Origin of the sequence: Curtobacterium sp. BH-2-1-1 (genome assembly GCF_001806325.1) — a bacterium.
In the GTDB taxonomy this organism is placed as follows: Bacteria; Actinomycetota; Actinomycetes; order Actinomycetales; family Microbacteriaceae; genus Curtobacterium.
The window spans coordinates 196,171-208,407 of sequence record NZ_CP017580.1; the positions used below are offsets into that span (position 1 = coordinate 196,171).

The following is a 12,237-nucleotide window of genomic DNA, read 5'->3' on the forward strand; positions in this document are numbered from 1 at the left end:
GAGAAGCCATGACCGACACGACCACCGCCGGCCTCAGCCGACGGACCCTCCTCTCCGGCGCCGCCTTCGGCCTCGTCGCGTTCAGCGCGGCGGGCGGCCTCGCCGGCTGCTCCTCCGGCGGCACCGCCGCGACCATCTCCGACACGGTCGCCGCGCTGCCGACGTACGTGCCGATCACGAAGGGTCCGAAGCCGGACCTGCCCGGCAACGACGTCGTGCAGCCCGTGTACTACTCGTACCCGCAGGACAGCGAACTCTTCACCTCGGTGACCGGGAAGGTCGCCGACGGGTCGAAGACGTCCGGGTTCGTCGTCACGTACACGGCGCCGCCGCCCGCCGACAACTCGTTCCTCGACTACATCGGTGGTCTGACGAACACCGAGTACGACCTGACGTTCGTCCCCGGCGACTCGTTCGACACGAAGTTCGCCACGATGACGGCGGGCAACGACATCCCGGACATCGTCGAGTTCCTGACCTTCGCGATGCCACCACGGTTCCCGCAGCTGCTCGACGCGAAGTTCTCGGACCTGTCGGAGTACCTGTCCGGCGACGCCGTGAAGGACTACCCGAACCTCGCGAACATCCCCACCGCGTCGTGGCGGAGTGCCCGCATCAACGGGAAGATCTACGGCGTCCCGGAGCACCGTCCGCCGTTCGGCTCGGTCATGGTCTGCCGCCCCGACCTCATCGAACAGCTCACCGGCGCAGCACCCGCGCCGAAGGACAAGGACGAGTTCACCGAGCTCTGCAGGGCGGTCACGGACACCAAGGCCGGCCGGTACGCGATCGCCGGTGGCGGTGGGTCGAGCGGCGTCGACTGGTCGTACGACTTCATCGGCGCGACCTTCGGCGTCCCGAACCAGTGGAAGCAGTCCTCGGGCGGGACGCTCACGCACAAGAACGAGACCGGCGCCTGGCTCGAGATGCTCTCGTACATCAAGAAGCTCTGGAACCTCGGGATCTACCACCCGGACACCCCGAGCCTCGAGAGCGCCAAGGCGAAGACGTACATCAACAACGGCACCGTGCTCATGCACCTCGACGGCATCTCGGCGCTGCTCGACGTCACCATGCCGAAGGGGATCGTGACCGGCGGCATCGTGCCGTTCGGTGCCGACGGCGGGAAGGGCGCGAACTACCAGGGCACGTCGAGCTTCTCGTTCGCCGCACTGAAGAAGACCACCCCGGCGAGGATCCGCTCCCAGCTCCGGCTGCTCGACTACCTGTCGGCACCGTTCGGCTCGCGCGAGGCCTTCACGCTCACGCACGGCAAGAAGAACGTGCACCACACCGGCAGCGGACCGGATGCGGTGCTCACGAAGACCGGCGAGCAGATGATCAACGCCAGCTCGCTGTACCGGCTCGCGGCGGGTCCGCAGGTGCTCAACACCGCGGTCCGGATCGACGAGCAGCTCCGCCAGTCGCACGCGTGGCAGGTCGCCACGCAGGACATGCTCGTGAAGAACCCGGTCGACGGCTTCTACTCCCCGTCGGCCACGTCCACGCAGTCGGCGAACCAGGCGTTCAACAGCGTCTGCAACGACTACGTGCTCGGTCGGACGAACCTCGCCGCCGTCAAGGCCGGGGTGAAGACGTGGACCGCTGCCGCAGGCGACAAGATGCGCAAGGAGTACACCGAGGCGATGGAGAAGCAGGGCTGAGCCCCGCGCCCCGGCGGCGCCCGGTCAGGCGGTCCAGGCCGCCGGGTGCCGCCGCTGCCACCGGAGCCGCCGCTCGAGCTGCGCACCGATCGCGAGGAGCACCCGTTCGCCACCGGGACGCCCGATGAGCTGCACGCCCATCGGCAGTCCCGCGCCGTCCGGGTGCTCCTCGTCCGTCACACCGACGGGCAGCGTGATCGCCGGCAGCCCGGCCACGTTCGCCATCGACGTCCACGGCGAGTAGGCGCACTGGCGGCGGAAGTCCTCCTCCGGGTCGGACCCGTACCAGCCGAGCGGCCGCGGCGTGAGCGCGAGGGTCGGCGTGAGGACGGCGTCGAACCGGTCGAACGCGCCGATGAGCTCGGCCGAGAAGGTGTCGAGCGCCGTCATCGAGTCGAGCACCTGCGTGCCGGTCAGTGCGCGGCCGCGGTCGACGAGCCACGACACCAGCGGCGTCAACCCGGACAGGTCGATCCCGGGGACCATCGGCAGCCGGGCGGCGCTCGACTCCCACGCCACCCGGAACGCGTCGGCGTACGGCGCCCGGGGCATCCGGACGTCCTCGACGCCGTGCCCGACCTCGCCGAGCACCCGGACGGCGGTCTCGACGGCGGCGCGTGCCGCGGGGTCGACCACCACGTCGACGGTCTCGTCCCACGGGGAGCCCTCGAGCAGTCCGACGACGAAGCGCCCCTCGCCGCGGACGGCCGCGGCGGTGAACGGCCCCTCGCCGACGTCGGGCGTGACCAGCGCGTACGGGTGCGGTTCCGGGAGCCCGGTCGGCGCCACGAGCGCGTCGAGCAGCATGCCCGCGTCCGCGACGTTCCGCGTGATCGGCCCCGCGACCGACAGCCCGCCGACGCCCGAGCGCCCGGGCATCGACGGCACACGACCACGGCTCGGCTTCAGCCCCACCAACCCGGTCGCCGCCGCCGGGATCCGCACCGAGCCCCCACCGTCCGACCCCACCGCGGCCGGGAGGAGTCCGGCCGCAACCGCGACCGCCGCACCGCTCGACGATCCCCCGGGCGCGCGGCTCGTGTCGTACGGGTTCCGGGTCACGCCGAACCGGGTCTCCGACGACGACGACATCCCGAACTCGGGCGACGCCGTCTTGCCGAGGCTCACCGCGCCGGCGGCGTCGAGCGCCGCGACGAGCGGATGGTCGGCTGCCGCGGGGCGGTCGGGCAGACTCGTGGTTCCGTTCCGCGTGGCGACGCCGGCGCGGTCGTACAGGTCCTTGTCGGCGGACGGGAGGCCCCACAGCAGCCTCGACGTCGGCACCCGGTGGCCGAGGTGCTCGGCTCGGTCGCGTGCGGCGTCCGCCGTCACCGTCACGAAGGCGCCGAGACCGGGATCGAGCCGGGCGATCCTCGCCAGGTAGTGGTCGGTCACCTCGAGCGCGGTCGCCTCACCGCGTCGGATCCAGTCCCAGAGTTCCTGCGCGGCGAGGTGGTGGAGTTCGAACACCGCCTCAGCCTAGGTGCGACCCAAATCCTGAACATCCACTCAGTGACGCGTCCCCCGTTCGGGGGGCGGATCCGCGGCTGTCCCAGAGCATTGCTCATCCGATTTCCCTGCGGACTCCTCGGCGCGCGGGCAGTGAGCACGGGGTACGGTTCCGCGTCGCTCACGACCCGCAGGAGGACGCGAGCAGACGGTGATCAGGGACACCCGGAAGAAGGACATGGACAACAGGGAAACGAACCACACGACCAGGACCCGCACCAGGAGGCGAGTCGCCGCAGGGATGGCACTCGTCGCGGCCGGCGCCGTCGTCATCGGACTCGCGCAGCAACCGAGCGCGTCCGAAGCGGCGACCACCTCGCTGACCAAGATGCCCACGGGCACGGTGGTGTCGAACGGTCGGACGTGGAAGCAGACGTACGCCGAGGACTTCTCCACCGCTGCACCGCGCGGCAGCGTCCTCAGCAAGTACCCGGGCCTCGGGGCCTACGACGGCTACCGCGACACGAGTGGTCGCGGGCTCTACGCACCGGACAAGGTGCTGAGCGTCAAGGACGGCAAGCTCGACTTCTGGGTGCACTCGGAGAACGGGCAGCCACTCGTCGCCACGGTGCTGCCGGACAACTACCGCGCACACACCACGGGTCGGGTGTCCATCCGCTACAAGACGACGGACACCCCGGGCTACAAGTTCGTCGGGATGCTGTGGCCGACGGACGACGACTGGAACAAGGGCGAGATCGACTGGCCCGAGGGTGACCTCGGCAGCACGGCTCGACCCGCGTCGGCGATCCCGGGATCGATGCGGAACGGGATGATGTCGTTCGACGGCAGCGTGCAGAAGCCGACCAGGTCGGCCCAGAGCAGCGGCTACCACGTGGCGACCACCGAGTGGGACCACGGCGTGGTCCGGTTCTACTGGAACAACTCGCTCGTGTCGGTCACCCGCAAGGCGGTCCCGACGGACCCGATGCGGGTCACGCTGCAGGCGGAGACCGCCATCGGCGGCTCCGTGCCGGCGTCCGCGAGCGGACACGTCGACATCGACTGGGTCTCGATCTGGGACTGACCGAGTGAAGGACTGGAGGCGCGGTGCCAGCTGGCACCGCGCCTCCAGTCCGTGGTCCTCGCGTCCACGTCCTTGCATCCTTCGGAGGAACCCCGCGGAGTGCGTCCCTTCGCCGGTCGTCCGTCGGACGCGCCGTTCGTAGCGTCGATGCCATGACGATCACCACCGAAGACCGGCACACCGCCGGCACCGGCACCGCCCGTCGGACCGGGGTCCGCGGGGTCATCACGCGGCACCCGCTCGCCTCCTTCGCCACCCTCGCCCTCGGCCTCAGCTGGCTGGCGTGGATCCCCTACATCCTGTCGCCGCACGGCCTCGGCGTCTGGGACCTCCACTTCCCCGAGTTCCTCGGCACGGCGCAGTTCACCGGCGTCCTGCCGGGAGCGTTGCTCGGCCCCCTCGGCGGTGCCTTCCTCGTGACGGCGATCGCCGACGGCCGCCCCGGACTCCGCCGCTGGGTCGGTCGGCTCTGGCGCTGGCGGGTCGCCTGGTACTGGTACGCCCTCGCCCTCGTCGGCGTGCCCGCGATCATCGTCGCCACCGGGCTGCCCTTCGCCGGCGGCCAGGTGCAGGCGCCGAGTCCGCTCGCGCTGCTCGCCCTCGTTCCCGGCCTCGTGGTGCAGCTCTTCTCCACCGGGCTGTCCGAGGAGCCCGGCTGGCGCGACTTCGCCCTGCCGCGACTGCAGGAGCGGTTCGGCCCGCTGGGCGCAGCCGCCGTCCTCGGCCCGCTGTGGGCGCTCTGGCACATGCCGCTCTACCTCAGCGACTGGGGCGGGTGGCCGGACGCGCACTGGACGGAGCCGGTCGTGTTCGCCCTGTTCACCATCACCTTCAACGTCGTGATGACGTGGGTGTTCAACCGCACCGGCGAGAGCCTGCCGGTCGCCCTCCTCCTGCACGTCGGCGTCAACAACACCATCTCGACCCTGTGGGCCGACATGTACCCGGGGATGACCGCCGGCACGATGATGCACGGCCTCGCGATCGTGTCCACTGTCGCGGCCCTCGTCCTGCTCGTGGTGACACGGGGGCGGCTCGGCTACACCGGCGGCGGACGCGGCGGCAGCGGCCGCACCGTCGGCACGCCCCGGCTCGTAGGATCGAACGATGGCACCCGCTGACGCGCCCGACCGACGCGACGCACGCGGCGTGCCCACCCGACGACGCCGCTGGACCGACCTGCTCGTCGCCGCCGGTACCGCCGTGGTCACGCTCGGACTCCTGCTCGGCCTGCCGCCACTCGATGCCATGGACCCGGACACCACGGACACGATGGGCGCCGGTCCCGGGTTCCCCGATGTCGGCGGGACCGCGTGGACCCTCCTCGCGATCACCCTGGTCGCCCAGTCGGCCCTGCTGCTCGGCGCTCGCCGGGCTCCCCGGGCCGTGCTCCTCGCCGTCGGTGCGCTGCCGATCCTCCTGGCCCTCGTGTCGACGAGCGCCGCGTTCGGCCTCACCGCGCTGCCCGTCGTCGTGGCCGTCGTGCTCGCCACGCTCCGGGTCCCGCTCCCCCGCCTCTGGCCGGCCGTCGCGGGATCGGCGGTGCTCGTGGCGGTCGGCACGGGGATCACGTGGGCCCACGGCTCCGGCGCGATGCGGAGCGGCGTCGTGTCCGGGCTCGGCGCGTCGGCCGGGCAGGGCGTGCTGCAGGCCGTCGGCGCGGTCGGACTCCCCCTCGTGGTGACGCTCATCGTCCGGTCCCGCCGCGAGCTCCGGGCCGCACGCCGGGCCGAGTCGGACGCCCGCACCGCAGCAGCCGACGCCCGCACCGCGGCAGCCGACGCCCGGACCGCCGAGGCAGCCGCCCTCGCCCGGGAGCAGGACGCCCGCGTCGAGGCGGCCGTCTCCCGCGAACGCGCCGCGATGGCCCGCGAGCTGCACGACATCGCCGCCCACCACCTGTCCGGGATCGCCCTGATGTCGGCCGTCGTCGACCGGCAGATCGACACCGACCCGGACGGCGCGCACGAGGGTGTCCGGCAGGTGCGCGAGCAGAGCACGGCCGTCCTCGAGGACCTCCGCCGCCTCGTCGGACTCCTCCGCGACGACACCCCCGCCGAGACCGTGGTCGAGACCGTCGCCGGCATCGTCGACCTCGTCGAGGCCGCCCGCACGCGCAGCGCGGTCGAGCTCACCGTGCAGCCGGGCGACCACCCGCTGGCGGACGGCATCGGTCCGCTCACCCAGCTCGTCGCCTACCGCACCGTGCAGGAGGCCCTCGCCAACGTCGCGCTCCACGCCGCCGGCGCACCATGCCGGGTGACCGTCGACGACCGCGACCCCGACCACCTGACGGTCCGCGTCGAGAACGGGGTGCCCACCGCACCGTCCGTCGGCAGCTCGCCGTCGGGTGGGAACGGACTGCGCGGCATGCGCGAGCGGGCAGAACTGGTCGGGGCGCGCCTCCAGGTCGGACCCACCGGTGACGGCGGCTGGACGGTCGAGCTGGTGACGGCTCGGGAGGCGCGACCCGACGCCGACACGTCGGCCCACGCGCCGGAGGTGGCCGGGTGATCCGCGTGCTGGTGGCGGACGACCAGCCGCTGGTCCGCGCCGGTGTCTCCGCCCTGCTGTCCGCAGAGCCCGACATCGAGGTCGTGGGGGTCGCCGCCGACGGCGGCGAGGCCCTCGCCCTCGCCCGGAGCACCCGGCCCGACGTCGCGTGCCTCGACATCCGGATGCCGGTGCGGAACGGCATCGAGGTCACGCGCGAACTCTGCGCGCCCGGGGCCGACCCCGCGGTCCCGGTGCTCGTGCTCACCACGTTCGACCTCGACGACCTCGTGTTCGGCGCGCTCGAGGCGGGTGCGTCGGGCTTCCTCCTGAAGGACGCCGAGCCGGACGTGATCGTCGGGGCCGTGCGGCAGGTCGCCGCCGGCAACGGCACCATCGACCAGGCGCTCACCCGTCGTGTGCTGCGCGAGTTCGTCGCGCGGCGGAGCCTGCAGCCGGTGTCGGGCGACCGGGCGGACGAGGTCCTCACGGCTCGCGAGCGGGACGTGCTCCTGCTGCTCGCCCAGGGGATGTCGAACGAGGAGATCGCCGCCGCGCTCGTCGTCGAGGTCTCCACGGTGAAGTCGCACCTCGCCCGGATGCTGCCGAAGCTCGGGGTGCGGTCGCGGTTGCAGGCCGTCGTGTGGGCGTACCAGAACCGGATCGTGACGGTGCCGGGGGCGAACGGTTAGCTGCGGCGGCGGTACCGGATGTGGGTCGTCAGCGGCGAGTGCAGGACCTCGACGGGCTCGAAGTCGAACGACTCGGCGCCGTCCGCGAAGATCCGCTCTCCGGAGCCGAGCAGCACCGGGGCGATGTCGAGCGTGAGTTCGTCGACGACCCCGGCGGCGAGCGCCTGGCGGACCGTCGAGGCGCCGCCGGCGATGTCGACCCCGGCGTCACCGGCCGCCTCGACGGCGCGCGTGTAGGCGGCGTCGAAGCCGTCGGTGACGAAGTGGAAGGTCGTGCCGCCGTCGAGCTCGATCGGGTCGTGGGCCGTGTGCGAGAGCACGAAGACGGGTGCGTGGTACGGCGGTTCGTCGCCCCACCAGCCCGTCCAGTCGTCGGGCCGCTCGGTGCTGGGCGGCCCGAACATGTTCTGGCCCATCACGTACGCGCCGCGGGGGCGCATGAGCCAGCCCGCTGCCGTGCGGTCCGCCTCGCCGACGTCGGCGCCGGGCATGTGCCAGGTGTGGAGCTCCCCGCCCCGGCGTCCGAGGGGTTGGTCGAGGCGCTGGTCGGGCCCGGCGACGAAGCCGTCGAGGGAGATCGACATGTGGCAGGTGGTGTCGGTCATCAGGTGCGCTTCCGTTCGGGGGCTCCGGCTCGGTCGTGGGTTCAGGCTCGGACGTGTTCTGCGAGCACGTCCCGCACCGTCGTCCAGCCCTCTGCACCGTACCGCTCGTCGTCGACGTGACGCAGCGTGGCCTCGCCGCTGAACATGCTGACGAAGTACTGCATGCCCTGCCACGCCGGGAATGGCTCGTCGTCGCCGGCCTTCGACAGGCGTCGTCCGACCCGGGCCATCGCCGAGAGCGTCGTCGCGGTTCCCGCCCACTGCAGTCGGAAGGGGGTGCCGGTGAGCCGGGACATCGTGTCGGCGATGCTCCGCGAGGTCACCCGGTCCCCCGCGACCTCGACGAACCGCGGTGCACCCGGGTCGAGCGCGACGAGGGCGGTGGTGCGGGCGACGTCGTCCTTCGTGGTGAAGTCGAGCACCTGGTCGGCCGAGGACCAGTAGAGCACCCGCTGTCGGTCGAACAGGATGAGCGGCGCCTGCCCGGTGAGCATGTCCGTGAACGCGCCGTTCAGCACCGAGGTCGCCCGGATGCGTGCGGCGTCGACGTCGGCGGCGAACTCCCGGCGCAGCTCGAAGTTCCGGTTCGTCCCCGGAGTGATGGACCGGTAGTCGGCGGCGTAGTCGGACGGGATGAACCGTTCGACGCCGGCGTCCACCGCTGCCCGGAGCAGGGCGCGCTGCGCGTCGACGATGACCGAGCGCGTGCCGCTCACCGCGGACACCACGACCTCGGCCCCGGCGAGCGCCGAGGTGAGCGCTGCGTGGCCGTCGTAGTCGGCGCGGACCACCTCGACGTGGTCGTCGTCCTCGATCGGTGCCGTCGCCGTGGACCCGGGGCGGGTCAGGACGCGGACGTGGGTGTCGTGCCTGCGGAGTGCTCGGACGATGCGTCCGCCGAGGTCACCGGTCGCGCCGGCGACGAGGACGGTGGTGGTCACGCCTTCTCGACGTCGGAGAAGAGCCCGGTGAAGGTCGCTCCGGTGGCGCCGAGCTGGCCGAAGAACGCGCCCACTTCCTCGCCGGCGACGGCTGCGGACGCGTCGTCGTAGGAGTCGAAGTACAGGTCGAGTGTCCGGTGGGCCGGGGTGGGCGTGCCGTCCTCCTTCGGCCAGACCTTGCCGGCCTCGAGGCGGCGGAGCTGCGGCAGGGCGCCGGCAGCTTCCTCGAGTGCGGGGTACGCCTGCTCGAAGGCGGCGGGGTCGGTCGGGTTGTCGATGATGAGGGTGATCTTGGTCGTCATGGGGCCAGTGTTCTCCCTCGTCGCTGTCGTCGTCCGGAGGGGTCGGATCTCGTCGCTGCGCGCCCACTCGTCTCCGTCGCGTTCGACTGGTCACCGGGTGGTTCCGGGAGGTTCTGGTCCGCGATGCGACGCCGACTCGTGCGGTACGGCTGGCCCCAGCGAGCCCTCGGCCGCCCGCCTCGGTGGCCGATCGGCTGACGAGCCGAGCTCGCAGGCCCGTGGCTGGACGCGGCGAGTGTCAGACGCCCACCTGCCCAGGAGGACCGCGGGCTGGCCGACCGGTGGAGCACCTCCCCCTCTCGGTGGATGCGCGCGCTCTCGCGCAGCTGTCAGGCTCCGACCGGCGCAACGCGTCACACCGATGAGGGGATCGAACGTGAACACGAGAACACACGCACTTCGACGCACGACCGTCGTGAAGACCGCCCGGAACAACTGCCGTTGAGGTGCAACCGATGTTGCTGAAGTTCGTCCCGATCCCGATCATCATCCTCGGCTTGATCGGTTTCCTCGCCGACATCAGTTGGTGGTTGCTCGCCATCCTCGGAGCCGCCTCGGCACTCGCTCTCATCGCCGGAGACGCCCTGATCGCTCGACCCAAGCGCCAGACGTCAGCACGCCGTTGAGACAACGAGCGCCCCAACGCCCATCGGTGCTGGGGCTCTCGGTTCCCACGCCGCAGCGTTCTCAGCGTGACACTCATCACCAGAACGCCCCGCCCCGCCTACCGAACACGAGTTGATGCCCCGGCGTCCATGCTTCCCGCGATTGCAGGAGTGGCCCCGGCTCGAGTACTGAAGCCACGCGCCTGTGGCGGCGACCGGTTGCCGATCAGATGTCGAGACCTTGCTCAGGGCCCGACGCTTGTCCGACCAGTCGTCCGGATCGCACATGGGTGACAGGATGCTGGTCATGCCGACCATGAATGCGCTTCTTGTCATCGATCTGCAGCGGGGCGTGATGAGGAACTGTTTCGACGCGGAGGGTGTGCTCGCGCGGACCGCCCGACTCGTTGATCGTGCCCGAGCAAGCGATGTGCCTGTCGTGTGGGTGCAGGATCACGACGACTTCGCGGAAGGGTCCGCAGACTGGCAACTTGCGGTGCCGCTGGAGCGGCGATCCAACGAGCCACTGGTGAAGAAGGAGTACCGGGACTCGTTCTCGGACACGGACCTCGACGAGGTCCTGGATCGCTTGGGCGTGCGGCATCTCGTCGTCGCGGGTGCGCAGAGCGACTACTGCATCCGGACGACGACCCAGGCCGCGGCCGCCCGTGGCTTCGACGTGACGCTGGTGTCCGATGCACACACGACGACGGACGCAGAGCACGACGGTGTCCGCATCAGTGGGGAGCAGATCGTCGCCCACACGAACATGTACTTCGGCGGGCTCAGGTACCCCGGCCGGCACTACGCCGCCGAGCGACACGACCGAGTGGAATTCGCGCCCGCTCACTGACGGATCGGCTACCGGATGAGCTCCTGGATCACATCGAGGCCGTCGCGGCAGCGCTGGACGTACCCGGCGTACAGATCCGCACGGTTGTCGAGCGCCCAGCGGGTGACGTCGACGAGATGCAGAGCGGTCATCATCGCGAGTTCATCCCGCGCCCGGTCCGAGCCGAGACCGGCGGCTTGCACGAAGTCGTCGTAGTCCTGCCGATCGACCGATTCTTCGATGAAGCACCACTCGAAGACCCGTCGAGCGTCGGTCCAAAGCGTTGGTCCGGTCTCGGCGCCGCCCCAGTCGATCAGGACGGGTGGGGCCTCCGGGCCGCGTGAGATGAGGTTGCGGGGCGCGAGGTCGCCATGTGCCAGGCCGTGTTCGTAGGTCCCACGGGCCAGGTGGGCGAACATGCGATCGACGACTGCTCGTTGCTCGTAGGCGCCGTCCGTGAAGAGCACGTCATCCGGCCCGAGGGAAGTGCGGTTGTAGTCGAGGTGCGCGGCCCACGCGGTGTGATGGTCCTTCCCGAACCGGGAGTAGAGGGACAGCGGGGCGTCGTGCAGGGGCACCCTGCCGACCGTGCGGGCGTAGACGCCGAGCCATGACCACGGCCGCAGGACCGCGCGGTCGTCAGGTGCGACGTAGGTCGACAGCGAGAAGGCGACCCCAGCCTCCACTCCGTGAGCGAGGGGTTCCGCAGTGGCGATGCCCGTTCGGGCCGCAGCGTCCGCCGCCCAGGCCTCGACTGGGAACTCATCGGCGCGGAGCGGATCCACCGGGTACCGGAGAACGACGGGGTTGCCTCCTGCGCGTTCGACGCGGAACGTGTGGTTGACCGTGCCGCCCGGGAGCGGTTCGAGACGTGTGGGCGTTCCACCGATGCTCCGCATCACCGCGCTGAGCCAGGCGTCGTCGACCATATTGGTGTCCACCCTCCCATTGTGATGCGGATGGAGCCCGCAGCTGCGGGCCGACCGGTCGTCCGCCCGCACTCCTCTGGGTGGCGGCTGAGCGCGAGACGGGGACGGCCAGCAAGATGGATCGGACCACGCGAGCGCGGCGGTCGGAGAGGACACCGTGACGAACGACATCAGCGATGCCGGACTGCAGGCAATGATCGACCGAGCCGGGCAGATCACCGCCGACGAGGCAGAGTCGCTCGACATCGCGTGGAAAGCCGACGAGGCGATCCTGCTGCCGGAACCGAGTGCCTCCCTCGCGATCCAGGGAGGCGCTGACGGGCGGATGGTCACGAACGCCGACCTCGTGGCCGCTTGGCAGCACGCGCTCGATGCCGCTGGCGCAGCGGGACGCGTCGAGGAGATCGAGGCCGCGCAGGAGGCTGGACGCGCGGTGCGACACTCGGAGGCGCACCTCCGGGATCGTGCGGGCGCCGAGGAAGCCGTCCGATCCGCGGTGCTCGCGAGCGGGGTACGCGACCTCGTCTCGGACGACGAGTACGCCACGCTGACGGCCGTCTGGCGCAAGGTGCTCGGAGAGGTCTGACCCGTCGGCTGCTCGCGCTCCACCGAGAGCCTCTCGCCGCCTGGTGTGGGGC

The 12,237-nt window shown here is 71.3% G+C and carries 13 protein-coding genes; 8 read left to right on the plus strand and 5 right to left on the minus strand.

What is annotated here, in order from left to right:
• The first annotated feature begins 8 nt into the window (after positions 1 to 8).
• Positions 9 to 1,664: an extracellular solute-binding protein gene (locus tag BJK06_RS00850; RefSeq protein ID WP_070416324.1), complete on the plus strand. Its 1,656-nt coding sequence runs from the start codon at positions 9 to 11 to the stop codon at positions 1,662 to 1,664.
• A 24-nt stretch (positions 1,665 to 1,688) separates the two neighbouring features.
• On the opposite strand, the gene BJK06_RS00855 is transcribed toward BJK06_RS00850, so the two are convergent.
• Complete coding sequence (locus BJK06_RS00855) at positions 1,689 to 3,134, minus strand: amidase (RefSeq protein WP_070416325.1); 1,446 nt, start codon at positions 3,132 to 3,134, stop codon at positions 1,689 to 1,691.
• A 280-nt stretch (positions 3,135 to 3,414) separates the two neighbouring features.
• Between BJK06_RS00855 and BJK06_RS00860 the strand changes: the two genes are divergently transcribed.
• From BJK06_RS00860 to BJK06_RS00875, 4 genes are all read left to right on the plus strand, one after another.
• Complete coding sequence (locus tag BJK06_RS00860; protein ID WP_070416326.1) at positions 3,415 to 4,200, plus strand: glycoside hydrolase family 16 protein; 786 nt, start codon at positions 3,415 to 3,417, stop codon at positions 4,198 to 4,200.
• 152 nt (positions 4,201 to 4,352) lie between these two features.
• Positions 4,353 to 5,321, plus strand: a complete 969-nt coding sequence (locus BJK06_RS00865) for a CPBP family intramembrane glutamic endopeptidase (protein WP_070416327.1) — start codon at positions 4,353 to 4,355, stop codon at positions 5,319 to 5,321.
• Positions 5,308 to 6,714, plus strand: a complete 1,407-nt coding sequence (locus BJK06_RS00870) for a sensor histidine kinase (protein ID WP_070416328.1) — start codon at positions 5,308 to 5,310, stop codon at positions 6,712 to 6,714. Before BJK06_RS00865 ends, BJK06_RS00870 begins: the two co-directional genes overlap by 14 nt.
• On the plus strand, positions 6,711 to 7,385 hold the full coding sequence (locus BJK06_RS00875) for a response regulator transcription factor (protein WP_070416329.1): 675 nt from the start codon (positions 6,711 to 6,713) through the stop codon (positions 7,383 to 7,385). The genes BJK06_RS00870 and BJK06_RS00875 overlap by 4 nt, the downstream gene beginning before the upstream one ends.
• Here the strand turns inward: BJK06_RS00875 and BJK06_RS00880 are convergent.
• The 3 genes from BJK06_RS00880 to BJK06_RS00890 are packed head-to-tail and all read right to left on the minus strand — an operon-like array spanning position 7,382 to position 9,233.
• A complete protein-coding gene (locus BJK06_RS00880) occupies positions 7,382 to 7,990 on the minus strand; it encodes a dihydrofolate reductase family protein (RefSeq protein WP_070416330.1) in 609 nt (202 codons plus the stop codon). The two genes, BJK06_RS00875 and BJK06_RS00880, sit on opposite strands and share 4 nt — an antisense overlap.
• Positions 7,991 to 8,031: 41 nt before the next feature.
• Positions 8,032 to 8,931: an NmrA family NAD(P)-binding protein gene (locus tag BJK06_RS00885; RefSeq protein WP_070416331.1), complete on the minus strand. Its 900-nt coding sequence runs from the start codon at positions 8,929 to 8,931 to the stop codon at positions 8,032 to 8,034.
• Positions 8,928 to 9,233, minus strand: coding sequence for a hypothetical protein (locus BJK06_RS00890; RefSeq protein ID WP_070416332.1), 306 nt, complete (start codon positions 9,231 to 9,233; stop codon positions 8,928 to 8,930). The genes BJK06_RS00885 and BJK06_RS00890 overlap by 4 nt, the downstream gene beginning before the upstream one ends.
• Positions 9,234 to 9,688: 455 nt before the next feature.
• Between BJK06_RS00890 and BJK06_RS18390 the strand changes: the two genes are divergently transcribed.
• Positions 9,689 to 9,859 (plus strand): hypothetical protein, encoded by a 171-nt coding sequence (locus tag BJK06_RS18390; RefSeq protein ID WP_156794716.1) that lies wholly within the window; start codon positions 9,689 to 9,691, stop codon positions 9,857 to 9,859.
• 265 nt (positions 9,860 to 10,124) lie between these two features.
• A complete protein-coding gene (locus tag BJK06_RS00895) occupies positions 10,125 to 10,691 on the plus strand; it encodes a cysteine hydrolase family protein (protein WP_258027674.1) in 567 nt (188 codons plus the stop codon).
• An 8-nt stretch (positions 10,692 to 10,699) separates the two neighbouring features.
• On the opposite strand, the gene BJK06_RS00900 is transcribed toward BJK06_RS00895, so the two are convergent.
• The gene (locus BJK06_RS00900) at positions 10,700 to 11,671 is read right to left on the minus strand and encodes a phosphotransferase (protein ID WP_181015123.1); all 972 of its coding nucleotides are present in this window, start codon (positions 11,669 to 11,671) and stop codon (positions 10,700 to 10,702) included.
• Positions 11,672 to 11,756: 85 nt separating this feature from the next.
• Here BJK06_RS00900 and BJK06_RS18060 point away from each other — a divergent pair, with 85 nt between their 5' ends.
• Positions 11,757 to 12,185, plus strand: coding sequence for a hypothetical protein (locus BJK06_RS18060; protein ID WP_070416334.1), 429 nt, complete (start codon positions 11,757 to 11,759; stop codon positions 12,183 to 12,185).
• The last annotated feature ends 52 nt before the right edge of the window (positions 12,186 to 12,237 follow it).